The 23,759-nt window shown below is 56.3% G+C and carries 22 protein-coding genes; 11 read left to right on the top strand and 11 right to left on the bottom strand.

Features of this window, described 5'->3' with window-relative positions; genetic code table 11:
• Positions 1 to 98: 98 nt before the first annotated feature.
• A complete protein-coding gene (locus AC2FLD_RS10570) occupies positions 99 to 722 on the bottom strand; it encodes a TetR/AcrR family transcriptional regulator (RefSeq protein ID WP_496669222.1) in 624 nt (207 codons plus the stop codon).
• A gap of 138 nt (positions 723 to 860) precedes the next feature.
• Between AC2FLD_RS10570 and AC2FLD_RS10575 the strand changes: the two genes are divergently transcribed.
• The 7 genes from AC2FLD_RS10575 (at position 861) to AC2FLD_RS10605 (ending at position 9,708) form a co-directional block, all read left to right on the top strand.
• A complete protein-coding gene (locus tag AC2FLD_RS10575) occupies positions 861 to 1,325 on the top strand; it encodes a (2Fe-2S)-binding protein (protein ID WP_496669224.1) in 465 nt (154 codons plus the stop codon).
• Between the two features lie 3 nt (positions 1,326 to 1,328).
• On the top strand, positions 1,329 to 3,515 hold the full coding sequence (locus tag AC2FLD_RS10580) for a xanthine dehydrogenase family protein molybdopterin-binding subunit (RefSeq protein WP_496669226.1): 2,187 nt from the start codon (positions 1,329 to 1,331) through the stop codon (positions 3,513 to 3,515).
• A gap of 134 nt (positions 3,516 to 3,649) precedes the next feature.
• Positions 3,650 to 4,969: a glutamine synthetase family protein gene (locus AC2FLD_RS10585; protein WP_496669228.1), complete on the top strand. Its 1,320-nt coding sequence runs from the start codon at positions 3,650 to 3,652 to the stop codon at positions 4,967 to 4,969.
• A gap of 59 nt (positions 4,970 to 5,028) precedes the next feature.
• A complete protein-coding gene (locus tag AC2FLD_RS10590; protein ID WP_496669230.1) occupies positions 5,029 to 5,709 on the top strand; it encodes a type 1 glutamine amidotransferase in 681 nt (226 codons plus the stop codon).
• Positions 5,709 to 7,067, top strand: a complete 1,359-nt coding sequence (locus AC2FLD_RS10595) for a glutamine synthetase family protein (protein WP_496669232.1) — start codon at positions 5,709 to 5,711, stop codon at positions 7,065 to 7,067. Before AC2FLD_RS10590 ends, AC2FLD_RS10595 begins: the two co-directional genes overlap by 1 nt.
• A gap of 8 nt (positions 7,068 to 7,075) precedes the next feature.
• Complete coding sequence (locus AC2FLD_RS10600) at positions 7,076 to 8,380, top strand: NAD(P)/FAD-dependent oxidoreductase (protein ID WP_496669234.1); 1,305 nt, start codon at positions 7,076 to 7,078, stop codon at positions 8,378 to 8,380.
• A gap of 113 nt (positions 8,381 to 8,493) precedes the next feature.
• On the top strand, positions 8,494 to 9,708 hold the full coding sequence (locus tag AC2FLD_RS10605) for a DegT/DnrJ/EryC1/StrS family aminotransferase (RefSeq protein WP_496669236.1): 1,215 nt from the start codon (positions 8,494 to 8,496) through the stop codon (positions 9,706 to 9,708).
• 47 nt (positions 9,709 to 9,755) lie between these two features.
• Here the strand turns inward: AC2FLD_RS10605 and phaR are convergent, their stop codons facing one another.
• The 3 genes from phaR to AC2FLD_RS10620 form a co-directional block, all read right to left on the bottom strand.
• A complete protein-coding gene (phaR, locus tag AC2FLD_RS10610; protein WP_496669238.1) occupies positions 9,756 to 10,307 on the bottom strand; it encodes a polyhydroxyalkanoate synthesis repressor PhaR in 552 nt (183 codons plus the stop codon).
• A gap of 135 nt (positions 10,308 to 10,442) precedes the next feature.
• The gene (locus AC2FLD_RS10615; protein WP_050602041.1) at positions 10,443 to 10,889 is read right to left on the bottom strand and encodes a phasin family protein; all 447 of its coding nucleotides are present in this window, start codon (positions 10,887 to 10,889) and stop codon (positions 10,443 to 10,445) included.
• Between the two features lie 131 nt (positions 10,890 to 11,020).
• Entirely contained in the window at positions 11,021 to 12,823 is a 1,803-nt protein-coding gene (locus AC2FLD_RS10620; protein ID WP_496669240.1) for a PHA/PHB synthase family protein, read from the bottom strand.
• Between the two features lie 111 nt (positions 12,824 to 12,934).
• Between AC2FLD_RS10620 and phaZ the strand changes: the two genes are divergently transcribed.
• Together phaZ and AC2FLD_RS10630 are read left to right on the top strand one after the other, a co-directional pair.
• Positions 12,935 to 14,206, top strand: a complete 1,272-nt coding sequence (gene phaZ, locus AC2FLD_RS10625) for a polyhydroxyalkanoate depolymerase (RefSeq protein ID WP_496669242.1) — start codon at positions 12,935 to 12,937, stop codon at positions 14,204 to 14,206.
• Between the two features lie 5 nt (positions 14,207 to 14,211).
• A complete protein-coding gene (locus AC2FLD_RS10630) occupies positions 14,212 to 14,799 on the top strand; it encodes a DUF6151 family protein (protein WP_496669244.1) in 588 nt (195 codons plus the stop codon).
• Here the strand turns inward: AC2FLD_RS10630 and AC2FLD_RS10635 are convergent.
• The 5 genes from AC2FLD_RS10635 to AC2FLD_RS10655 all read right to left on the bottom strand — a co-directional run bounded on the left by AC2FLD_RS10635 (position 14,796) and on the right by AC2FLD_RS10655 (position 18,792).
• Positions 14,796 to 15,506: an alpha/beta fold hydrolase gene (locus tag AC2FLD_RS10635; protein WP_496669245.1), complete on the bottom strand. Its 711-nt coding sequence runs from the start codon at positions 15,504 to 15,506 to the stop codon at positions 14,796 to 14,798. The genes AC2FLD_RS10630 and AC2FLD_RS10635 overlap by 4 nt on opposite strands.
• Positions 15,507 to 15,591: 85 nt before the next feature.
• Positions 15,592 to 16,206, bottom strand: a complete 615-nt coding sequence (locus AC2FLD_RS10640; RefSeq protein WP_496669310.1) for a hypothetical protein — start codon at positions 16,204 to 16,206, stop codon at positions 15,592 to 15,594.
• 44 nt (positions 16,207 to 16,250) lie between these two features.
• Positions 16,251 to 17,243: an alpha/beta hydrolase gene (locus AC2FLD_RS10645; protein WP_496669247.1), complete on the bottom strand. Its 993-nt coding sequence runs from the start codon at positions 17,241 to 17,243 to the stop codon at positions 16,251 to 16,253.
• Positions 17,243 to 17,992, bottom strand: a complete 750-nt coding sequence (locus tag AC2FLD_RS10650) for an alpha/beta fold hydrolase (protein ID WP_496669249.1) — start codon at positions 17,990 to 17,992, stop codon at positions 17,243 to 17,245. Before AC2FLD_RS10650 ends, AC2FLD_RS10645 begins: the two co-directional genes overlap by 1 nt.
• Before the next feature lie 596 nt (positions 17,993 to 18,588).
• Positions 18,589 to 18,792, bottom strand: a complete 204-nt coding sequence (locus tag AC2FLD_RS10655) for a hypothetical protein (RefSeq protein ID WP_496669251.1) — start codon at positions 18,790 to 18,792, stop codon at positions 18,589 to 18,591.
• A gap of 883 nt (positions 18,793 to 19,675) precedes the next feature.
• On the opposite strand from AC2FLD_RS10655, the gene AC2FLD_RS10660 reads away from it, so the two are divergent.
• Together AC2FLD_RS10660 and AC2FLD_RS10665 are read left to right on the top strand one after the other, a co-directional pair.
• Entirely contained in the window at positions 19,676 to 20,473 is a 798-nt protein-coding gene (locus tag AC2FLD_RS10660) for an MBL fold metallo-hydrolase (protein ID WP_496669252.1), read from the top strand.
• A 2-nt stretch (positions 20,474 to 20,475) separates the two neighbouring features.
• Positions 20,476 to 21,417, top strand: coding sequence for an MBL fold metallo-hydrolase (locus AC2FLD_RS10665; RefSeq protein ID WP_496669312.1), 942 nt, complete (start codon positions 20,476 to 20,478; stop codon positions 21,415 to 21,417).
• A 1-nt stretch (position 21,418) separates the two neighbouring features.
• On the opposite strand, the gene AC2FLD_RS10670 is transcribed toward AC2FLD_RS10665, so the two are convergent.
• Positions 21,419 to 22,477 (bottom strand): YeeE/YedE family protein, encoded by a 1,059-nt coding sequence (locus AC2FLD_RS10670; protein ID WP_496669253.1) that lies wholly within the window; start codon positions 22,475 to 22,477, stop codon positions 21,419 to 21,421.
• Positions 22,478 to 22,535: 58 nt separating this feature from the next.
• Positions 22,536 to 23,759 (bottom strand): 5-aminolevulinate synthase, encoded by a 1,224-nt coding sequence (gene hemA, locus AC2FLD_RS10675; protein WP_496669254.1) that lies wholly within the window; start codon positions 23,757 to 23,759, stop codon positions 22,536 to 22,538.

Raw genomic sequence — 23,759 nt, forward strand, 5'->3', positions numbered from 1 at the left:
CAAATCCTGAAATCCTGGTGCCTGCTCGGATGGCACTGCCGCCGCCCGAATCAGACGGGAAAGCCCTAACACATTCCTCGACCACCGTCCCGATGACCTCAGGCGGCACCGGTATCCGGGTCGATGCCATATCGGCTCATTATCATCTGAACGCTGTTTTCGATCGTTTCGGCCATTTCAGGTTCACTCAGGGCGCCGCCGCTGAACATCAATGGCCAGAACGCCCGCGCCTTGATCAGACCAATAAATTCTTGCCCTGCCCGTTCCGGATCATCAATCCGCAGCTGCCCATCCTCGGCCGCTTCTTTCAGCATGGTGATAAAGGTTTTGGTTTTATCGAGTTTGCCCTGAGCCGCAGCCGCGAGCTCTGGATTGCGCAAAGTTTCGCTGACTACCATCCGCGCCATGGCGATCACGTCGGGAAGCATCAAGATCCGCCCCTCGGCCCATGCCAGCTCGGTCAATTGCTCTCGAATATCACGACCCTTTTCGTAACGGATTTCGAGTACTTCGGCAAAACGGTTGGACAGTTCAACCACGATAGAACGGAACAGATTATCCTTGCTTTCAAAGTACTTATACAGCGTACGCTTGGACACCTCAGCCCGCGCTGAAATCCGATCCATACTGGCCGCGGCAAAGCCCTTTTCCTGGAACTCGGTCACGGCAGCTTCGATGATCTGTGCGTATTTGGACGCATTCGGTGCGCTGCATTCGTTCATACCCGAGCTATAGACCCATTGACAGGGGCTGGTCAAATCCCAGGTAAACGCAAGAGTTTACAAAGGTGAAATCATGTGCCATGAGTAAACCCGCCAGTTTACCTCTTGAGGAAGCAAGCGCGAACAGGAGAGTCCCCAATGTCCTTAACTTTGAAATTGAACGGCAAGACCCATGAGGTTGACGCCGAAGCCGGAACCCCCCTGCTCTGGGTGATCCGCGACGAACTGAAACTGACCGGAACAAAATTCGGGTGCGGCGTTGCTTCGTGCGGTGCATGTACCGTGCATATGAACGGCGAACCTGTCCGCTCGTGCCAGACCTATATCGAAGACGTCGAAGACGCCGAAATCACCACAATCGAGGCAGTTGGTGAAGACAGGATCGGCGCTGCCGTTCAGCAGGCGTGGGTCGAGCTGGACGTGGTCCAGTGCGGCTATTGCCAGTCCGGTCAGGTGATGTCGGCTGTCGGGCTGCTGTCCGAAAACCCCAAGCCGTCGATTGAAGAGATCGACGACTACATGTCCGGCAACGCTTGCCGCTGCGCCACTTATCAACGCATCCGCGCCGGGATCCAGCGCGCGTCTGATATTCTGGAGGCCTGATCCATGACCATCAACACCTCTCGCCGTGGATTTCTGAAAGGTGGCGCCGCTGCCGGTGCCGTGCTGCTGGTTGGCACCCGCCCTGATGGTGCGCTGGCGGCAGCCTCGTCCGAGACCGCTCAGTTCAACCCGTTTGTGAAGATTGATGCCGATGGCACGGTGACTGCCATCGTCAAACACTTTGAAAAAGGTCAGGGCCCTGCGACCGGCCTGCCGACGCTGATTGCAGAAGAAATCGGCCTGACCATGGACCAGATCGAGTACGAGTTCGCGCCGTCTGATCCGAACGTTTACAACAACCTTCTGTTCGGTCCTTTCCAGGGCACAGGTGGTTCGACAGCGATGGCGAACTCTTGGATGCAATACCGTCAGGCAGGTGCCGCAGCGCGCGAGATGCTGATCAACGCTGCAGCTCAAAGTTGGGGCGTGGATGCATCGGGCATTTCCATCCAAGAAGGCATCGTTAAGGCGGGCGACAAATCAGCACCGATTGCTGAATTCGTGGCCGCCGCGTCTCAGTTGGAGGCCCCGGCTGAACCGCGCCTGAAAGACCCGTCCGAGTTTCGCCTGATCGGCAATGAAACGGTGCGCCGCAAGGATTCGGCGATCAAAGGCAACGGTCAGGCGATGTACGCTATGGACGTGCATCTGACGAACCAGATGATCGCCATGATCAAGCGTCCGGAATCTAAAGGCGGCATCGCGCTTGGCTTTGACGACAGCGCGTCGAAAGAGGTCAAAGGTTACATCAACGCCGCAGTCCTGCCCAATCAAGCGGGCGTTGCTGTTTACGCAGAAAACACCTGGGCCGCGATTCAGGCGCGTGACGCGCTTGAGGTCAAATGGGACATGTCCGGTGCTGAAACCCGTGACTCGGACCAGATCAAGGCCGAGATCATGGCCGCTCTGGACGCCGCACCCACGTATAACGTGAACAAGGCAGACTTTGCGGCTGTGTCGGCGGCCATCGAAGGGGCGGACAAGGTTATCGAAAAGACCTTCTACTTCCCGCTGCTTGCCCATGCACCAATGGAGCCGCTGAACTGCACTATTGAGCAGACAGCCGACGGGGACATAGTACTCCATGATGGTGCGCAGATGCCAACTGGTCCGCATATGGCCTACCAGCAGATCTTCCAGCTGCCGCCCGAGAAGATTCACATCAAAACGATGCTGGCAGGTGGTTCATTCGGGCGCCGGGCAACCCCGGATGCCGATTATCAAGTCGAGGCTGCCTTGGCTTTTGTCGTTACCGACCGTTCTCGTCCGGTGAAACTGGTATGGACACGCGAGGATGATATCCGCAGTGGGTATTATCGACCTGCGTTTGGTCACAAGGTCCGTGTCGGACTGGATACACAAGGCGGAATACTCGGATGGCAACATCAAGTCGCCGGTCAGTCGATCATGAAAGGCACGGCATTTGAGGCTTTTGCCGTCCATGACGGAGTAGATCACAGTTCCATCGAAGGTATTGCAGACAGCCCATACAATATTCCTGGCATGGCTCTGGGACTAACGGACACACCAAAAGCAACCTCGGTGCTGTGGTGGCGCTCGGTTGGCCATACCCACACGGCCTACACGATGGAAACCATGATGGATCTGGTAGCAGAGGCCGCAGGCCGTGATCCGGTAGAATTCCGTCTGTCCCACCTGTCCGACACCAGTAATCCTGACCAACAACGCAAGGCCGCCGTTTTGAAACTGGCGGCAGAAAAAGCCGGCTGGGGCAACGCGCCAGAAGGCCGGTCACAGGGGATTGCGGTTCACAAGTCCTTTGGGTCCTACGCAGCCGAAGTGGTTGAGGTCTCGGGTGATCCCGAAACTGGCATCAAGATCGAAAGGGTCACCTGCGCCGTGGATTGCGGCATTGCGGTGAACCCCGATGTTGTACGCGCCCAGATGGAAGGTGGTATCGGCTATGGCATTGGACACGTGATGCGTGACCAGATCACGCTGACCAGCGGCGCTGTGGATCAATACAACTTCCCGGATTACGAGCCGCTGCGTATTGGGGATATAGCCGCAATTGACGTGCATATCGTGCCATCGGCCGAAGCGCCGACAGGCGTCGGAGAACCTGGCACGCCGCCGTCGGCACCTGCACTGGCAAACGCGATCAATGCCCTGTCAGGTGTGCATGTGGCGCAACTGCCCATGGAAGAGCATGGCGTGAGCTTTGCCTAAAAGCACCTCCCCGCGCCGGGCCAAACTGGCGCGGGGAGGTTCCAATTACACTACCTTCAAAATTTGATCAAATTTGATGACAAAGCAGATACATTGAAGTACATCTCGGGGGAGTAGCACCGACGGAGCCCCCAATGGACCTGAGCGCCCTGCACAATTTTCGCGTTGCAGCATGTGATCTGAATGGACAGATGCGTGGTAAACGAGTGCCGCCCGGTTACGCCGACAAACTGGAAAAGGGCGCAGTACGGATGCCATTTTCGGCACTGAACGTAGACCTGTGGGGCGCTGATATCGACGGAAGCCCGCTGGTTTTTGAAACCGGCGACGCAGATGGCGTGTTACGTCCAACCGAACGTGGGCCGGTGCCGGTTCCCTGGCTGGAGAGTGAGACGGCTTTGGTGCCGATGAGCCTTTATGATGACGAAGGAAAGCCATTTGCAGGAGACCCGCGCCACGCCTTGTCAGCGATGCTAGACCGCTATGCACAACGCGGCTGGTCGGTAGTCGCTGCGACAGAGCTGGAGTTTACGCTCGTTGATGCCTCTGGCCCGCGACCGCAACCTCCGATGAATCCGATCACCGGACGCCGCCTGTCAGACGAGGCTGTTTTGTCGGTTGCCGAGATGGATGCGTTCGAGGCTTTCTTCACTGACCTTTACGACGGCTGTGCCGATATGGACATTCCTGCACAGACGGCCATATCAGAAAGCGGTATCGGCCAGTTCGAGATCAACCTGAACCACCAAGACGCCATGCGCTGTGCAGACGATACGTGGCTTTTCAAGGCATTGACGCGCGGGCTGGCCCGCAAACACGGGTTTGCGGCGACCTTCATGTCCAAACCCTATGCGGATGATGCAGGTAACGGGATGCACGTGCATTTCTCGGTTCTGGATCAAGACGGGCGTAACGTGTTCGACAATGGCGGACCTGAGGGCACCGACTTCCTTCATTCTGCCGTGGCGGGCTGTGTCGCGGCCATGCCTGGCAGCACGCTGATCTTTGCGCCCCACGGCAATTCCTACACACGGCTTATTCCGGGTGCACACGCGCCGACGGGGGCGTGCTGGGCCTACGAAAACAGAACCGCGGCCATTCGTATTCCGGGGGGCGCGCCGGCGGCACGCCGCATCGAACACCGCGTCGCGGGCGGGGATATCAACCCTTATCTGATGCTGACCGCAGTGCTGGGCGCGGCGCTTGTTGGCATCGAAGACAGGTTGCAGCCCCCTGCCCCGATCACGGGAAACGCCTATGACATCGCCGACTTGCCCCTGTTGATGCCGGACTGGTCCACCGCCATCGACAGGTTCGATTCCGACCCTTTGGTGGCCCGGCTGTTCCCTGCCGATCTGATCCGCTATCTGACCATGACCAAGCGGCAAGAGGTCACTCGATTTACAAATATTCCGCCAGAGGATCATTGGCTAAGCTATCTCGAGGCGGTTTAACCCCCCTTGCCGCTTCTGCCTGACTCGGGTAGGATTAATTTGATCAAATTTGGTGACACATGAAAATCGGCATTCTACAAACCGGTCACACCCCCGATGTGCTGCAAGGTGAATTCGGGGACTATGACGCTTTGTTCCCCAAACTTCTGGGTGGCAATGGGTTCGAGTTCGAAACCTTTGCGGTCGTAGATGGAGTTTTCCCAAGCGGTGCGGACGATGCGGATGGCTGGGTCATTACTGGCTCGCGCCACGGGGTTTATGAAGATCTGCCTTGGATTGCCCCACTGGAAAAGCTGGTGCGTGAAATCCAGCAAAGCGGCAAGCCGCTCATTGGTGTGTGCTTTGGCCACCAAATCATTGCTCAAGCTTTGGGTGGAAAGGTCGAAAAATTTTCGGGCGGATGGGCCGTGGGTCGCACTGAATACGACTATGAAGGAAACAAGATCTGGCTAAATGCCTGGCATCAGGATCAGGTTGTTGAACCTCCAAAAGGGGCACGCGTTCTGGGCCAGAATGCGTTCTGCCAGAATGCGATGCTGGCCTACGGTGACACGATCTGGACAGTTCAGGCCCATCCCGAATTTTCCAACGGATTCGTTTCGGGCCTGATGCGGACGCGGGGTAAAGGCGTCGTGCCCGAAGACCTGATGCGCGAAGCCGAAAATCGGGAGACGGCCCCAGACGACAATGCCAACATCGCGCGCCAGATGGCCGAGTTTCTAAAGAAAGAGAGAGCCTGATGGCTGATTGGACTGATAAACTGCCGGAAGCCGCCAAAGCGTACTTTCACGGACAGCGACTGGACGAGGTTGAATGCATCATCTCGGACCTGCCGGGCATTGCACGGGGCAAGGCGGTGCCTGCTTCGAAATTTGCAAAGCAGTCGTATTTCCATCTGCCCGATAGTATCTTTTACCAGACCATCACAGGTGGCTGGGGCGAGGCTGCGGGTGAAGATGGCTTTATCGAGCGGGACATGATCCTGAAGCCCGATTTCTCGACCACATCCGCCGCGCCCTGGACCGGAGACTGGACGCTGCAGGTGATCCACGACGCCTATGACCGGGATGACAATCCAATCCCTTACAGCCCACGCAACGTGCTGAAGCGTGTTGTGCAGCTCTATCACGACAGGGGTTGGAAACCCGTTGTTGCGCCCGAGATGGAATTTTTCTTGGTCGCTCCCAATGTCGACCCGGCACAGGGCATCAAGCCGATGATGGGCCGTTCCGGTCGCCCGGCGGCTGCCCGGCAGGCCTATTCCATGACAGCGGTGGACGAGTTCGGTCCGGTGATCGACGACATCTATGATTTCGCCGAACATCAGGGGTTCGAGATCGACGGCATCACGCAGGAAGGCGGTGCCGGACAGTTGGAGATCAACCTGCGTCACGGCAACCCGATCAAGCTGGCCGATGAGGTTTTCTATTTCAAACGCCTGATCCGCGAAGCCGCGCTGCGCCACAATTGTTTTGCGACCTTCATGGCCAAACCGATCGAGGAAGAGCCAGGATCGGCCATGCACATCCACCATTCGATCATCGACATGGAAACGGGTGAGAATATCTTTTCGGGTCCGCAGGGCGGTGAGACGGATGCGTTTTACCACTTCGTTGCAGGGCTGCAGAACCACTTGCCCTCCGGTCTGGCCGTGATGGCGCCTTATGTGAATTCCTACCGTCGTTATGTGAAGGACCACGCTGCGCCAATCAATCTGGAATGGGCCCGCGACAACCGCACAACCGGTATCCGCGTCCCGCTGTCAGGCCCCGCGGCGCGCCGTGTCGAAAACCGTATCGCCGGGATGGATTGCAACCCGTATCTTGGCATCGCCTTGTCGCTGGCCTGTGGCTATCTGGGCCTGATCGAACAGGAACGCCCACGCCGTCAGTTCTATGGCGACGCTTATGAAGGCGAAGGGGATATTCCTCAGGTCATGGGGGAAGCGCTGGATCTGTTCGACGGGGCCACTGCCCTGCACGAGGTCCTTGGGCCCGAATTTGCCCGCGTTTATGGCATCGTGAAACGGGCCGAGTACGAGGAGTTCCTGCAGGTCATTTCTCCGTGGGAACGCGAGCACCTTCTGATCAACGTCTGAGACACACCGTGAACCTGCTTTATTCCAATGACCGCAGGGGCGAATACCCTGCCAGCTGGTACGCCGCGACGGCGAACCCGATGGATCGTTTTCCCGCGCTATCAGGAGATATCAAGGCGGACGTGTGTGTTGTCGGCGGCGGTTACACCGGCCTGTCCGCAGCGCTGCATCTGGCCGAAGCCGGGATCGATGTCGTGCTGCTTGAGGCACACCGTGTCGGCTTTGGCGCATCGGGCCGCAACGGCGGTCAGTTGGGCAGTGCGCAACGGATGGATCAGGAAGATCTAGAACGTCTTGTCGGCGACGAGGATGCTGCAAAGCTGTGGGATTTGGCCGAAGACGCCAAGGATCTGGTTAAGTCCCTGATTGCCAAACACCAGATCAACTGTGACTTGAAACCCGGAATCGCGGTTTTGGGCCTAAACACCTCAGAGCAGAAAGAGTTGCATGATCATGCCGGTCATCTGTCTGAACGGTACGGCTATGATCAGATCGAATTGTTGGATGAAAACGCAGGCCGCGCGCTCTGCCCGTCCCCGGCATACAAAGGCGGTTATCTGGATATGGGTGCGGCGCACCTGCATCCTTTGAACTTTGCCTTGGGGTTGGCGAAAGCGGCAGCGAAAGCAGGCGTTCGGATCTACGAAAGCACCGAGGTCACCGGGATAGATGAGTCACAGCCTGCGGTGATCCGAACCTCAAACGTGAGTGTCCGCGCCGAGCATGTGATTCTGGCCTGCAACGGCTATCTGGGCGACCTCAATCGATCTGTGGCCTCTCGGGTCATGCCTATCAACAACTTCATTGCCGCCACCGAACCTTTGGGCAGCGATGCGGCGCGGGTACTGGCTCAGGATGTCGCGGTTGCGGACACCAAGTTTGTAGTGAACTATTTCCGCCTGAGTGCGGATGGTCGCCTGTTGTTCGGGGGCGGCGAAAGCTACGGCTACCGTTTCCCTTCGGACATTGCCGCCAAGGTCCGCAAGCCCATGACCGAGATTTTCCCGCATCTGCGCAATGTCAAAATCGACTATGCATGGGGTGGAACGCTTGCGATCACCATGCGGCGGATGCCTTACCTTGCCCGGGTTGCACCAAATATCCTGTCAGCCTCGGGGTATTCCGGCCATGGTGTCGGCACCGCCACCCATGCTGGGAAGCTCATGGCACTGGCCATTCAGGGACAGGCCGAGGGGTTCGACACGATGGCGCGCGTGCCTGCCCTGCCTTTCCCCGGCGGCCCTGCCTTGCGCAACCCGTTGCTGGTGCTGGCGATGACGTGGTTCGCTTTGCGCGACCGGCTTGGGGTCTGATCCAGGTACTTTACGACAGATTGGTGAATTCTTGCCACTGCGCCGAATGAGCGCTTGGCTTGCCTCGTGAATAGCTTTATCTTTCCCAAAGATAGAATTCGGGAAATCCAAATATGACGCTTCCACCAAACGTCCATGACGCCGAACCCATCCCCGCAGCCGCCCGCGAAGCCATCGACGCCTTGATGCAATCAGGCGATCTGTTCCGCTATACCGCGCCACAAGATGCCCCGGTGGCCTTGCTGGAAGCCGAGTTCGCGGAATTGCTGGGCTCGAAATATGCGCTTGCGGTATCGTCCTGCTCTGCCGCGTTGTTCCTGTCGCTCAAGGCGCTGGATTTGCCCCGCGACGCGCGTGTTCTGATCCCTGGCTTTACATTTGCGGCAGTGCCTTCATCCGTCGTGCACGCGGACTGTATTCCGGTTCTGTGCGAAGTGGGCGAAAACTATCGCATCGACATGGCCGATTTCGAGGCCAAGCTGGGCAACGTTCAAGCAGTGATCATCAGCCACATGCGCGGACATACGTCCGACATGGACGCAATCATGGAACTGTGCGACGCGCGCGACATTCCTGTGATCGAAGACGCCGCGCATTCGCTGGGCACCACATGGCATGGCCGCAATATAGGCACCATTGGCAAGGTCGGCTGTTTCTCGTTCCAGTCCTACAAGATGATCAATGCAGGCGAAGGCGGCATTCTGATCACAGACGATGCCGATCTGGTCGCTCGCGCCGTCATCATGTCCGGCGCGTATGAGCATAACTGGAAGAAGCACAAAGGTCCGCATGGCGACAATTCGCCCGAACTGGAAGAAGCTTTTGCCCGCTGGCAGAATAAACTGCCGCTGTACAACCTGCGCCTGAGCAATCTGAGTGCTGCGGTGATCCGCCCGCAGATCCCGGAACTGGCACGCCGTGTACGCGACGGCCTGGCAAACCACGATTATGTGGCCGAACGTCTTAACAGCTCAACTTACATCAACGTTCCCGATCCGCTGGCACCCGAGAAGCGCGCGCCAGACTCGATTCAATTCAATCTGGTTGGGATGCACGAAGACGACATTCGCGCCTTTGCCGCCGCGTCCGAGGCACGTGGCGTGAAGGTACAGGTCTTTGGTCTGAGCGAGGACAATGCCCGCGCTTTCTGGAACTGGCAGTTCATGCCCGAAAAATTCGAGCTGCCCCAGACTCGCGCCATGCTGATGAAAGCCTGTGATGTGCGCCTTCCCGTGCGTTTGACCCGCGAAGAGCTGGACGTGATCGCGGATATTCTGTTGGCCTCGGTGGGTGAAGTGACCGGCCCAGTACCTGTCTATGGCACCTGAAACGAAAAAGGCCCGCTAAACGCGGGCCATTTCATTTCAAGATCAGTTCAATTCAGCTTGGATAACTTCTGCTGAAGTTCTGCCAACTGCTTCTTTATATCGTCCAGATCTTCTTTGGGCTCTGCCTTGCCCTCGCCTTCGTCTGGCGAGGACCATCCGCCGGACAAACCACCGGTCATGGCTTTCAAGAACGCTTTTTGCTGCGCTTGCATCGCGTCGAACCCCGGCATTTGCGACATCGGGTTCATGGCGTTCATATTCTCCATCATCTTGCTTTGGCTTTCGCGCAGCATCTCGAATGAGCTTTGCAGGAATTGCGGCATCATTCCCCCGCCCGGCACCATGTAGCTGCGGACCAGATCGTTCAGCACATTCACCGGCAACACATTCTCGCCCCGGCTTTCATGTTCGGCAATGATCTGAAGCAGATATTGACGTGTCAGGTCATCCCCGGTTTTCAGGTCGATGATCTGCACTTCGCGCCCTTCGCGGATAAACCCCGCAATATCTTCGAGCGTCACGTAATCGCTGGTCTCGGTGTTATACAGCCGACGGCTGGCATAGCGCTTGATCAGCAGCGGTTTTTCTTGGTCCGACACCGGGTACCCTCCCCAAGGATGATGCGTTGCAGCACAGGTTATGCGACCGCAGCACAAAAAGAAAGGGCAGGTCAATGGACCTGCCCAACGCGATTGCACCAGATGGGAGGATTGGGTGCGGTTCGCGGACGTTTCTTACTTTGCAGTTGCAGCTTTTTTGGCTGCAGTGGTGACCTCGTCGGTCGCTTTCTTGACAGCAGCAGTTGCTTCTTCTGCAACGTCTTTGCCAGCAGCCATCAGCAGCTCAACGGTTTCGGTCTGAACTTTTTTCGCGATTTCAGCGAAAGCAGCCAGGTTTTCAGCTGCAACTTCAGCCGACGCGCTTGCAAAGTCGGTTGCCGCTTTTGCGTAATCGGCAGGCTCTGTCTTTGCTTTCGACATCTCGGTCAGTTTGGCCAGGGTTTCCTTGGTCCATTTGTTCGAGATCTCGGCCGATTTCTCAGCAGCTTCCAGAGCAACACCCGACAGCTTCTCGTTCAGCGAAGCGGTCGATTTGAATGCATCTTCCATTGCGGTGGTGTCCACCGGGAACGCGCCCATCATGTCTTTCATGATCGCGCTAAAGTCTTGGGTCTTTGCCATTGTCCTAATCCTTTTAGCCGGTCCGGGCCCACCCCGGGCTTCATCAGCTTGAGGACAATATGAATGCTGCGACGCAGCATTGCAAGTTTTTTCTTGCTGCAGCGCAGAATAATTTAAGTTTCAAAATGAAATCAGACGTTTGGATTTGCCAAAACATACGTCCCCGGAGCGGGTGCAAGGCTGGGATAATCCGAATCGCCGGCAACGCGCGCAGGCACTTGTTTGCCGGACCGTTTCTTCAGCCAGGCGTCCCACATTGGCCACCAGGACCCTTCGTGATAATCCGCCTCTTTCAGCCAGGTAGCAGAATCCGCTTTCAGGTCCGGGTTTGTGTAATGCCCGTATTTCTTTTTACTTGGCGGGTTCACAATACCTGCAATATGACCCGACTCTGAAACCACGAAAGTCTTCGACCGCGATCCCATCTTCTGAACACCACGATAGCAGTCTTTCCAGGCGGCGATATGATCGGTTTCACAGGTAATGGCCATCAAGGGCACGTCCACATCACTGACGGACAACTTGTGTCCCATCAGCTCAATACCGTCTGTTGCAAACTCGTTGCGTTGACACAGACCGCGCAGATACTCGACGGCCATTCTGGCCGGAAGGTTCGCGCCATCGCCGTTCCAATACAGCAGATCAAAGGCCGGAGGCATCTCGCCCATCATATAACTGCGAATTGCCGGTCCATAGATCAGATCGCGCGACCGCAGGAATGACATCGTACGTGCCATGATCCACGAGCGCAGCACACCTTCCTTGTTCACCTCTTCCTCAATCCCGTCGATGAAATCGTTTTGCAGGAATGGTGTAAATTCGCCCTGATCAGAAAAATCCGTAAGCGCCGTGAACAGCGTTGCCGATTTTACCGACTTGTCGCCACGCTGTTTCAGCAGTGACAGAGTCAGGCTGAGCGTGGTGCCCGCGATGCAGTAGCCAACTGTATTGACCTGTTTGACCTTGCAGATCTTCTTGGCAACGTCGATTGCCGTCAAAAAGCCGTCCTGAATATAATCCTCCATGCCGGTTTCGGCATAGCTTTCATCCGGATTGACCCAGCTTACAACAAACAGGGTGTAACCTTGCTCGGTGATCCACTTGATCAGGCTGTTCTGGGCTTTCATGTCCAGAATATAAAACTTGTTGATCCAGGGCGGGAACAAGACGATCGGTGTCTCATGCACAGTATCCGTCGCAGGTTTGTACTGGATCAGTTCCATCATCCGATTGCGGTAAACCACGTCTCCCGGCGTGGTTGCCAGGTTTCCACCAACCTCGAATGCGCTTTCATCTGCCAGCTTCACGACCAGTTCGCCATCATTGGCTTCCAGGTCTGCAACAAGGTTCTCCAACCCTTGAATCAACGATTGACCCTCGGTTTCGACCGCCTTTTGCAGCGCATCCGGGTTTGTCGCCAGAAAATTGGTCGGCGACATCATGTCGATTATCTGCTGCGAGAAATACTGCAAGCGCCGCTTGTCCTTGGCATCCAAATCGTCGACCGAGGCGACAGCCTGCGCAATGGCCTGAGCGTTGGTTTGGTACTGTTGACGGATAAGACGGAAATAAGGGTTGGTTTCCCACATGGGGTTGGCAAAGCGCTTGTCCCCGGGCTTGGCTTCTTCGTCCTCCACTTCACCGGTTGTCAGGGCTTGCTGCGCTTCAGCGAAGTTCAGAACCGACTTTCCCCAAAATTCTATCTGCTGTTCCAACAGTTTGGCGGGATTTTGCCAAGCCTCGGCCCAATAGGCTGTTGCTGCTCGTGCAAAAAGCTCTTGATTCGGGCCATCCAAAGCGGGGGTGTGCGACTTTTTTGACGCCATGACATCGATCAGACGTTTCGAGAGCCGCTCGACCTTACCCATATTTTCTTTAAGGCGTTCAATATGTTCGTCTGATACGTCTGGCATTTGGTCTTCACTTGTTGTCATTTTAACAATTCCCCCCTAACCTCGCTGCTATGCAGAATAACGTCGTGGGTGCTGGGGGGCAAAGCGACGAATGGTCCGAACTCTCAGGCTGACACTCAGGAGGCCCCATTTATGCGCTACATGACGACCTACGACCTTATGGAAACCATGCGCAACACCAACCAATGGCTGGGTGCGACGGCCAGCGCGATGGCATCTTATCCGATGTTTTCCATGGTGCCCAACCCCACGTTCAACTGGATGGCGGCCTGGGGGGAAGTGACCGAGCGGACCTTCCAACGGATGGTTGTCAAACCTGACTGGGGCATCCGGACCTTCACCTGTGAAGACGGGAAAGATCATCTGGTCGAAGTCACAACCGTTCTTGAACGCCCCTTTGGCGATCTGGTCCATTTCCGCGTCAATGGCCGCGAAGAACAGCCACGCAAGGTCCTTTTGGTTGCGCCCATGTCCGGCCACTACGCGACCCTGCTGCGCTCGACCGTAAAAAGCCTGCTGGTCAATTGCGAAGTCTACATCACCGATTGGCATAACGCGCGCGATATTCCTGTGTCTGCGGGCAAGTTCGATGTCGAGGATTACACCCTCTATCTTGTCGATTTTATGAAAGAGCTGGGCCCCGACACCCACGTTGTTGCCGTATGCCAGCCTGCGCCCCTGACCCTTGCGGCCACAGCTTATTTGGCCGAGGTTGAACCCAAGGCGCAACCCAGCACATTGACCCTGATCGGTGGACCGGTGGATCCTGATGCGACACCAACTGATGTGACCGATTTCGGACGACGCGTCACAATGGGCCAGCTGGAAGAGACAATGATCCAGCGTGTTGGCTTCAAGTACAAAGGCGTCGGCCGCATGGTTTATCCGGGGCTGTTGCAACTGGCCTCTTTCATGTCAATGAACGCCGAACGGCACTCCAAAGCGTTTTCGGATCAGATCCAACGCGTCATTCGTGACGAAGCCTCGGATATGGACGCCCATAACCGCTTCTATGATGAATATCTGGCCGTCATGGACATGACCGCCGAGTTTTATCTGTCGACCGTCGAGCGTGTCTTTAAGAACCGCGAGATTGCGCGGAACGAGTTTGTCGTTGCCGGTCACAAGGTGGACATGTCCAAGATTACCAATGTGGCGGTGAAAACAGTCGAAGGGGCAAACGACGACATTTCAGCCCCCGGACAGTGCATTGCCGCGCTTGATCTGTGCACCGGCCTGCCCGACAGCAAAAAGGCAAGCCATGTGGAACCCGGCGCAGGCCACTATGGCATCTTCGCGGGCCGCAGTTGGCGTGACAACATCCGCCCGCTTGTGATTGATTTCATGAACGAAAACAGCCGCAACAAGCGCCGCAACGCTGCCAACACCAACAAAGTAGCCTGAAAAACATGAGCGAGCCTGCGTATAGCGGTCTCGCCTTTTCCTGTCAGTGCGGCAGCTTGCGGGGGAACATTTCAGCACGGGGTGTCCGGCAAGGGACGCATGTCGCGTGTTTCTGCCACGATTGCCGGGCCGCGCAGCTGTATTTCAAACGACCGGACCCAGCGCCCGGAGCCGTCGATATCCTGCAGATGGCACCGGATGAAATTGAGATCACCAAAGGCAAAAAATTTCTTGCGGCCATGAGGCTTAGCCCCAAGGGGATGCTGCGATGGTACGCCAGTTGCTGCAATGACCCGCTGGCAACAACTCCACCTGGCCCAAATCTTCCCTTTACCGGGTTTATTGTTCGCAGATTTACAGGTGACATTTCGGTTCTGGGACCCGTGACGACACGTGGGTTTGTCCCTCAGCCGAACGGCAAGCAAAAACATGAGAAAATAAGGTTTGCGGCCTTTGGGCTACTGCGCCGCGTCGCAGGTTCGCGCCTGTCAGGACGGTGGAGGAACACACCGTTTTTCGACCGTGAAACCGGTGAGCCAGTTGTCACACCGCTGGTTATCACGAAAGAAGAACGCGCGACACTTTACCCCTAGTCGAAACGCTGCGGGGCGTTGAGCCAGTTCTGCAAAGCTTCGTTCACGGCTTCAGGTGCCTCGATGGGCAACAGATGCCCCGCGTTTTCAATAACATGCAGTTCAGCGCCCGGGATCAGATCGGCCATGAAGGAATGCCGCCGGACCGGCGTCAGAGTGTCGTGCGCACCGCACAGTACCAATGCGGGCACCTTGATCTTCCGTAAAGCGGCTTGCTGGTCGGAGCGGCACTGTAAAGCGCGCATCTGACGTACAAAGGTCTCGACCCCCATCCCCTCAGCCATTGCCAGAAGATCGTTTAGGATGGGAATACGCTGCGGCCCCGGCGCCAGAGCGTCAGACCCCACAAGTTTACGCATCCCCTCTTCCAGCCGACCGCCTTGAGCTGCAATGATCAGATCTTCCCTGCTGGCCGCTATTTGCGGTGTATCTGCCTGCGCGTCAGTAGCCATCAAGCATAAGCGCGAAACGCGTTCCGGTGCCCGTCGGATCAACTCCAGTGCCACGACGCCCCCAAGATTCAGACCGGCCAGCGCGAAACGATGCGGCAGCTGGTCCAACAGACCCGAAGCGATTTCTTCAATCCGCTCGCCACCGGATACAGGCGCAACTGTCACTGCCCGCGTGCGGGACAACAGCTCGACCTGAGGGCGAAACAGTCGGGCATCACACATAAATCCAGGCAAGAACACCAGCGGCTCGATCACGCGGGGGCCTCCATCCGCTCGGCTATCCGAGCTCTTCTCTTTCCTGACAGGATGGAAGGTTTGCCGCGACCGGGCAAGGGAAACTTCACGGATAGGCAATTGCCCGAAACACAGGAAAATCACTATAGCGGCGTTGTCGCTCGGATCTGTTTTCAACCGGTTCCGCGCCAGGCTTCAACAGGCATCCGCGTGGCGCGATATAGCTGTCAATCCTGCGCAATGGTTTGGGCCGCCACACAAGATTGAACGCGCAGAGCTTCGGAAAGAACCAGATCTCGGAATAGTCAAGATGATCGTGCATCCACCACGCCAGATCGCGCCAGTCGCGCCCCTGCGCGTATTGATCCGCAAACCAGGGGATGACGATTGACGCACCGGCGATTCGCGCATCGCCTTCGCCTCGATCCCAGATATGGCATTCCAGCGGGTTGTCATTGCGGGCGCAGTTTAGTCGATTTTCATTGCCGAACTGGTTTAACGACGGCGACCTGTACCCTGATCGCACAGCGATCCGACCAAAGGTTTCCTCCAATGGGTCCAGCAGGGTTTCGCAAAATGCGCACCCTGTCTCAATCGCCAGATCCGGATTGTCTGGAATATTCTGTTTCTTGTGGAAATTGCCAATCTCGGAATAAAGGAAGTCACGCATGAAAAAGTGCCGGGACAGGCGGACGCGACCCAAAGTCTCCAGGCTCCACATACTCCCCGGTTTTCTCATTCCGTCTCCTCAACTCCGGTCGGGCTTCATTCGACGCCCAGCTCTTTCAACCACCCTAGAATACCCGCAACGGCGGCATCAGTCTGTCCCGGTGACATCAGCCGCCCCGCAATGACATGTGACGCGGGATCGTCCCCAGACCCCATCGTGACCAACTCGACCGTTGCGGGCGCGCCCCAGGCCTCGGCGACCTTATGTGTTCTGTCGGGGCGTACGACCTGATCATCGTCCGAAAACCAAAACAACGCCGGCACCGAAGCCTGTGAAAAATCCAGCGCATACACCGTATCCACCAGAACAGACATCGGCACGACTGCTTCCCATGGGTAAACTGCTGACCAGTATTTGTTTTTCTCAGTGTCCGGTCCTGACACGTCACGCTCTGGCCCCATCAGGATCGGCAACCAACGCCTCGCCCAAGGCAAGGAAGGCACCCACGCAGCGACGGTATTTACGCCGAAGTTTGGAGACACAAAAACCATGCCGACGACATCCGCGCTGAGATCGGCATCCAAAGCAGCAGCAGCGGCAAGCGTCCCTCCGGTCGAGGTTGAAATCACGATCACCTTGTCCCCAACGGCGCGCGCCGCAGCCAAGCCTTCAGCAGCGTCCTGCATCCAGCCCGAGGCCGTGCCTTCCGCCATCGCAGGTCCAACCCGGCCATGGCCTTGCAAGCGTGTGTAGACAAGATTTGCCCCCAGCGCGTCTGCCACCAGATCTGGAACGGGTCGGATTTCCTCGGAACTTGCTGAAAAGCCGTGGATGTACAGAACAGAATAGGGCGTGCGCTGTTCCTTGAATCCCTCCCGCCAGACCACACGCTTTTCGACACCTGGAACAATATCGTCGAACGCGGCTTCGGTGCTTTCAAAATAGACCTGCACCCCTTCGCCAAACTTACGGGAATCAAAGCTTGGATGCAGATCGACTTCCTCTCGTGGTCCGAACCAGTAGATCACGCCGCAGGCGACGATCAACGCCAGAAAAATCCGCCCCAGAACCCAACCAAAACGCCGCATCAGACAGCTCCCAACACGTCTAAAACCGCGTCTTCGATCATCCTCAGACAAGGTCCGTCCGAGAACCGGTGGTCTGCTTCCTTGACCAGCAACAGGCGCATATCTGGCCCGGTCGCGTGATCCAGCAACCGCACAGCAGTTTCCGTGGACACCGCCGTGTCGGCTGTTCCCTGTAAGAAACGCACTGGAAAGGGCAGATGAAGCGGGTCTCGCAGAACCAATCGCTGCCGCCCATCCTCGATCATTTGCTTGGTGATGATATAGGGCTCCATGTAGTCAGAGGGCAGTTCCACGTGACCAACGCTGTCCAGCGCAGCCTTTTGTTCATCGCTGAATGCTGCCCAATAACCATCTTCGGTAAAATCCGGCGCAGCAGCAATTGTAACTATGCCCGCAATTCGATCTGGCATCGTCTTGGCCAGCAACAACGCCTGCCATCCTCCCATGGACGACCCCACAACGATCAAAGGCCCATCGGTCAGCGCTGTCACCGCCGCGACGGTGTCTTCATGCCAATCACCGATGCAGCCATCGGTAAATGCCCCCGAACTTTCACCGTGCCCGGAGTAATCGAACCGTAAAAACGCCTGCCCCCGCACCTGCGCCCAGGCCTCCAGATGCACGGACTTGGTGCCTTCCATATCCGACTTCAGCCCGCCCAGGAAAACGATAGTCGGTCCTGTCCCCGCGCTCTTGTGATAAGCCAGCCGCCGCCCCTGCGCCGTCTCGAGAAAACTTGTCGCTGCCATGAGACCCTCTATCCTTTTGCAGCATCATGCACGCCACGTGCCCAAGTGCAATTCCCGGATCCCTCTTCATCTGGCTCTCAATATCCCGGGGTGCGCGAGGGGCTGGCCCCTCGCTCCTGCCCTTGACACCAGCACCCCTACCTGCCAAATCAGCCGAACACACATAACCCGCAACCGGGCGTTCTCGGGCGACACGAGACCATCCAACCAAGCGGTGACGGGATACCTGCGACGCAACCGCGACACCAAGGTTGATGACGCCTACACGCTCAGGGCCGCGCGCATGAACCTCGGAAGTCGCACCGGTCGAAAGACCAGATGGGTGTTTCGCGTTGAGCGGACGAAAGATGCACCTGAAATCAGCGAAAGCGCCCGAATTTTCTATATGAAAATGTCTGCAGGGTCGAAAAGTGAAAAAGGTTAAGTATTCGATTTCATTGCATTTGCGCCGATGCACCCCCAAAAGCGCCAACTCGTCCGCGCAGGTATGTTTGCAAAAACTCAAAAACACGATTTCAGGTTTTTTCAAATATAGGTGGGCGTTGCACTAGGCGCATTTTGGCTCTTTTTGGCGCAAACCATCATTTCGAGGCCCGCTAACGAACCGTCATGAGCGCAGGAAGCGCGCCGCACAGGCCCGCAAGTCCGGTGTCGTCACCATTGAGGCGACGCCCCTCATATTCGAATTTCTGGATGGTAATCCCGACGCCGTGGAGGTCGCCACACGGGTGTTCGGTAGCCTCGGCAGGGACATCCATGCCTGTGCGGCCTGTGACATCCGCTGGCACAACGACCTGCAACCTGTTCTCCTAATCCGCATTCGAGTAGGCAAGCGCCGTGACCGGACATATGTCGGGGCAGACTACCACGAGTGTATCCAGCGAGATGGCGTAAAGTGCTACTGCGCCGCTGACATAATGAGAATACGCGCGACTTGGCCTGTGTTATCCTACCCGCGAAACCCGAAACCAACGGCGATCGAGATACACAATGAGATCGACCTAGTACCAGCATGCAGTGAGGCTTCGTCGATCGAAAGGTAGGCGTCGGGGTGGGCTTTGTCAGGTCAGGCAAAATCCCGAAAATACCCCCCCCCCGACAAAAACACGGGAGCGAGTGGAGCTTGCGCCCCCACGGCCCGTCACTCCTTTCGAAAAAATTTTTGATTTTCTGAGAAATGCTGCGGCTGCCATCGGAACCCCGCCCACGCTTCTTTTTTCGATTTTTCCCGAATACAAAACCTCAGACAGCGGCAGGCTATTCGCTCATCCGTGTCCGTTTTAAAGCCAGATGCAAACGTTCGCTGAAAAGTCATGAGTGACCTCTTTGCGGACAGAGCAGACATCGAGCGACGAGCAAATTGCATAGGACATGACGCCTGTATACAGCTCCACCGCAAGGCGAATAACATTGGAGCTGTCTTGAGGTGCTTGATTGGAGTTTTTATTTCATAGAGTAAATGCTGCGAAAGCCCCTGCCCGCCTCAACTCTAGTTCTTCTGGAAAGACCCCACCTTACGTCATTTACAAATTAATATATTCATTTTATTGATTGCTAATGGATCGAAATGAGTTTTCACGACGCAGATTCTTGTATGGCGCCACGTGTATCGCTGCGCTTGGAGTTCAATCCAAGATCGGGTGGGCAGAGTCACAACTCGGTGCGTCGGGTCGCATCACAACCATGTCAGACGGGTACCTGTCCTTGCCTCCGGATATGATCTTTGGTGCCATGCCGAAGGAAGAACTCCGGCAGCTTTTGGACAACTACAAGGTGGACGCGACCAAGTACGAGCCAGAGTGCAACGTGGCACTTTATCGAGATGATCAAAACTCCGTGCTGTTCGATGTAGGAGCTGGGCCAGATTTCATGCCCACTTCTGGTAAGCTTCTGGAGACTCTTGAAACAACCGACCTGTCGCCCGAAGACATCTCGCATGTGATCTTCACCCATGCGCACCCGGATCACATTTGGGGCGTTTTGGATGATTTCGACGACCTTCTGTTCCCCAACGCCACGCATCACTTTGGCCGTAATGAGTGGGATTATTGGTGGAACCCCTCAACGGTGGATACCATTGGAGAAGATCGCGCTGCGTTCGCAGTCGGCGCGAAACGGCGTATGGAAGCAATTGAGGATCAGGTCGCGTTCTTTGACGACGGGCAAGAGATCCTTCCCGGTATTGCAGCACGCGCAAGCTTTGGACATACGCCCGGTCACATGGCGTTTGAAATTCGTAGCGGCGGTGACTCCGTGATGATTGTCGGCGACGCGCTGGGAAACCCACACATAGCTTTTGATCGACCCGACTGGCACAGCGGCACGGATCAGGATCCACAGGCGGCCGCAGCAACTCGGAATTCGCTGCTGGATCAGATTTCACACGAGCAAATGAAAATAGTTGGTTTCCACCTGCCGAATGGTGGAATCGGCCGGGTGGAGAAGACTGGGTCTGCTTATAAGTTCATTGGAGAACAATAGTGATGCGATCGCTGGCGATTGTCTTGGCCCTGGCCACACCAGCTTGGGCAAGCGAGGATATTGCAGACCAATACCCGCAAAGTGTTCTGTATTCCAAACCGGTCGAATACATACCTGGCGTCTATTCTGCCATTGGCGCAACCGCCCCGCCGACCTACGAGAACTCTGGTCATAACAACAATCTCAGTTTCATCGTAACCGGGGAGGGCGTGATCGTCATAAACGGCGGCGCGGCCTATGTGCTTGCTGAAGCGCTTCACCAGGAAATTCAGGCGATCACGGATCAGCCGGTTAAGCTTGTCTTCAACGAGAATGGTCAGGGGCACGCGATGCTTGGCAACGCCTACTGGTCAGAGCTCGGCGTTCCAATTATCGCCCATTCGGATGCTGCGGCTGAATTCGAGGAATACGGCCCTCAGATCCTTGAAGGGATGCAACGGTACAATCAGGACAAGGCGGAAAGAACCTTCCTGGCAGGCCCAACCGAGACATTCGAGGATGAATACGTTTTTGAAATGGGTGATTTCCAGATTGAGGCCAAATATCTCGGGCCGGCCCATAGTCCCGGCGATATCTCGATTTGGCTGCCTAACCAAAGCCTTGTCATCGCAGGTGACATGGCGTTTCACGAGCGAATGCTACCGATCTTCCAAGAGACCTATACAGCGGATTGGCTTGAAACATGGGACAACGAGTTCGAAGCTTTGGGAGCCACATATGTCATCCCCGGACATGGTCATCCGACGAACATGGATCAGGTGCGCCGTTACACACGGGACTACCTGGTCTATCTGCGCGCCAAGATCCAAGAGCACATGGATGCCGGCGGCGATCTGGCAGAGGCTTACTATGTCGATCAGTCACCGTATGCCCATTTGGACACGTTTGAGGAACTGGCGACAAAAAATGCCGGGCGCGTATTTGAGCAAATGGAATTCGAATGACTCAGGACCTTTGAGGAACAGGTATTCGCCTCAATAACCTATGTGTGCTGATCGCTCCAACCCACATGAAGAAAACGGCAAGCCACGCCGTCAATGACAGGGCGGACCCTCCCGAAAGCCCTGCACCTACAGCGCAACCTCCTGCCAGCATGGCTCCAAACCCCATGAAAACAGCTCCAACAAGGTAGCGTTCCATCGGCGTATCCGGACCAAAACGTTCGATCTTCCACTCCCCTGCAGTTAGGGCCGAGCCTGCGGCACCAATTGCTACGCCTGGAACAAGGCCGATACCGAAGGACAACACGACGTTTCGCTCGGCAACCAACGCCATCAGTGTATCCGTAGCCGGTCCGGTGAACGTGACTGACGAAACAGGCACGACTTCAAATGATGCTTGCGCGATGGCAAATGTCATTAACCAGCCAAGCGCCACCGCCACGCCAACTCCTGCGGCTGTTACGATCCTGATTGGCGCGACTCTCCGGTGGAATGCGAATGCAATTGCCGACACCAATCCCAACGCTGCAACGGCTGTATAAGCCACTGGCGAAAATCCAAGTATTTCTGAAAGATCTCTCGAGGCGCCTCCTGAGACAGTCCATATCCCGGAAAGCAATTCGCGGGCGGGACTAAGAACGCCTGTGTAAGCAGCCTGAGCCACTAAGGTTAAAACCAATCCTGTAATCAGGGCGCGCAGATTACCGCAGGAGGCCAATACCAACAGGCGAGATGCACACCCACGCGCCAGAACCATACCAACGCCGAACATCGCTCCGCCAATTATTGCGCCGCTGAGGCTGCCCGTCGACGCAATCGCGCGTGTCTCGGAAAGGTCTAACCACTCAAACGCGACAAACGCCTGCACTAAGGTGAGCGCTGCGGTGAAGGCGATCAGCCAGACAGCCAGGCGAGGACCAAGCTCGCCTTCGGCGACTTCGATGGCCGACGCTCTCAAACAAAAGTGAGACTTCTGGGCCGTCACGCCGAACAAGATACCGACAAGCGCACCGGCAAATGCCAAAGCGCCAGGGTCTCCCAACAAATCGATGAGCCTTTCCATCAACGGAGACTCTCACTTGGTTGCTTGCGCGTCCTTGTCTTCGGTCAAGTTGTCATTGTCATTGAGCGGCCATTGGCCTGCGCGCCAATTGGCATTGCGTCCATAGCTCACCCAAGGCAGACACCAGTCGATCCACGTCGTCGGTGGAATGCACTGGGGAAGGTGTAATCCGTAGACGTTCCGTTCCCTTGGGGACGGTTGGATAGTTGATCGGCTGGATGTAAATTCCATAGTCACGCATCAGCACGTCAGAGATGAAGCGACACTTGACCGGATCGCCGACCATGACCGGAATTATGTGACTTGGGTTCGGTGTATGCGGAATGCCCAGATCGTCCAGCCTGTCTCGCACCTCGCGCACACGCTGCTGGTGTAGATGTCGTTCCGAATTGCTATGCTTCAGGTGCCGAACCGAAGCAGCAGCTCCTGCGGCCACGGCGGGAGGCAATGCAGTGGTAAAGATAAACCCGCTGGCGAAGGATCGCACAAAGTCGACAAGCTCTTTCGACGCCGCGATGTATCCACCAACTACGCCGAATGCTTTGCCCAATGTCCCCTCAATGACGGTTAGCCGATCCATCAGGCCCTCGCGTTCGGCAATGCCTCCGCCGCGTGGTCCATAAAGCCCTACGGCGTGAACCTCATCCAAATAGGTCATCGCACCATAGCGATCAGCCAGATCACAGATCTCGGCAATTGGTGCAATATCGCCATCCATGGAATAGACGCTCTCAAACGCAATGAGCTTCGGTTCATTGGCAGGAAGTTCAGCAAGGTGCCTTTCAAGGTCGGCTAAATCATTGTGTTTCCAGATACGCTTTTGGCAACGACTGTGGCGAATTCCTTCGATCATCGAGGCATGGTTTAACTCGTCAGATAAGACTGTGATGCCCGGAATGCGAGACGCCAATGTTCCCAAGGCAGCCCAGTTCGAGACGTAACCGGACGTAAACAGCAGCGCAGCGTCCTGGCCGTGCAAGTCAGCAAGCTCTTGCTCCAGCAGAACATGCTGGTGGGTCGTTCCAGAGATATTCCGCGTTCCTCCCGCTCCGGCACCAACCTCATCGATCACCTTGTGCATTGCTGCAATAACATTGGGGTGCTGACCCATCCCCAGATAATCATTTGAGCACCACACAGTGACTTTCTCGGGGCCATTTTCCGCGTAGCTACGCGCTGTCGGGAACGCGCCACGCTGCCTTTCGAGATCCGCAAAGACCCGGTAGTTCCCTTCCTCCTGAAGCTGGTCGAGTTGACCACGAAAAAACTGCTGATAGTTCAT

Source organism: Ruegeria sp. CDSA021, assembly GCF_059612325.1.

Coding starts and splice junctions, on each gene's coding strand:
- phaZ (WP_496669242.1), top strand. CDS start 12,935: ATGCGCTACATGACGACCTACGACCTTATGGAAACCATGCGCAACACC.
- AC2FLD_RS10580 (WP_496669226.1), top strand. CDS start 1,329: ATGACCATCAACACCTCTCGCCGTGGATTTCTGAAAGGTGGCGCCGCT.
- AC2FLD_RS10615 (WP_050602041.1), bottom strand. CDS start 10,889: ATGGCAAAGACCCAAGACTTTAGCGCGATCATGAAAGACATGATGGGC.
- AC2FLD_RS10630 (WP_496669244.1), top strand. CDS start 14,212: ATGAGCGAGCCTGCGTATAGCGGTCTCGCCTTTTCCTGTCAGTGCGGC.
- AC2FLD_RS10585 (WP_496669228.1), top strand. CDS start 3,650: ATGGACCTGAGCGCCCTGCACAATTTTCGCGTTGCAGCATGTGATCTG.
- AC2FLD_RS10670 (WP_496669253.1), bottom strand. CDS start 22,477: ATGGAAAGGCTCATCGATTTGTTGGGAGACCCTGGCGCTTTGGCATTT.
- AC2FLD_RS10650 (WP_496669249.1), bottom strand. CDS start 17,992: ATGGCAGCGACAAGTTTTCTCGAGACGGCGCAGGGGCGGCGGCTGGCT.
- AC2FLD_RS10620 (WP_496669240.1), bottom strand. CDS start 12,823: ATGACAACAAGTGAAGACCAAATGCCAGACGTATCAGACGAACATATT.
- AC2FLD_RS10660 (WP_496669252.1), top strand. CDS start 19,676: ATGTCAGACGGGTACCTGTCCTTGCCTCCGGATATGATCTTTGGTGCC.
- AC2FLD_RS10595 (WP_496669232.1), top strand. CDS start 5,709: ATGGCTGATTGGACTGATAAACTGCCGGAAGCCGCCAAAGCGTACTTT.
- AC2FLD_RS10590 (WP_496669230.1), top strand. CDS start 5,029: ATGAAAATCGGCATTCTACAAACCGGTCACACCCCCGATGTGCTGCAA.
- AC2FLD_RS10645 (WP_496669247.1), bottom strand. CDS start 17,243: ATGCGGCGTTTTGGTTGGGTTCTGGGGCGGATTTTTCTGGCGTTGATC.
- AC2FLD_RS10605 (WP_496669236.1), top strand. CDS start 8,494: ATGACGCTTCCACCAAACGTCCATGACGCCGAACCCATCCCCGCAGCC.
- AC2FLD_RS10665 (WP_496669312.1), top strand. CDS start 20,476: ATGCGATCGCTGGCGATTGTCTTGGCCCTGGCCACACCAGCTTGGGCA.
- AC2FLD_RS10640 (WP_496669310.1), bottom strand. CDS start 16,206: ATGTGGAGCCTGGAGACTTTGGGTCGCGTCCGCCTGTCCCGGCACTTT.
- AC2FLD_RS10575 (WP_496669224.1), top strand. CDS start 861: ATGTCCTTAACTTTGAAATTGAACGGCAAGACCCATGAGGTTGACGCC.
- hemA (WP_496669254.1), bottom strand. CDS start 23,759: ATGAACTATCAGCAGTTTTTTCGTGGTCAACTCGACCAGCTTCAGGAG.
- AC2FLD_RS10570 (WP_496669222.1), bottom strand. CDS start 722: ATGAACGAATGCAGCGCACCGAATGCGTCCAAATACGCACAGATCATC.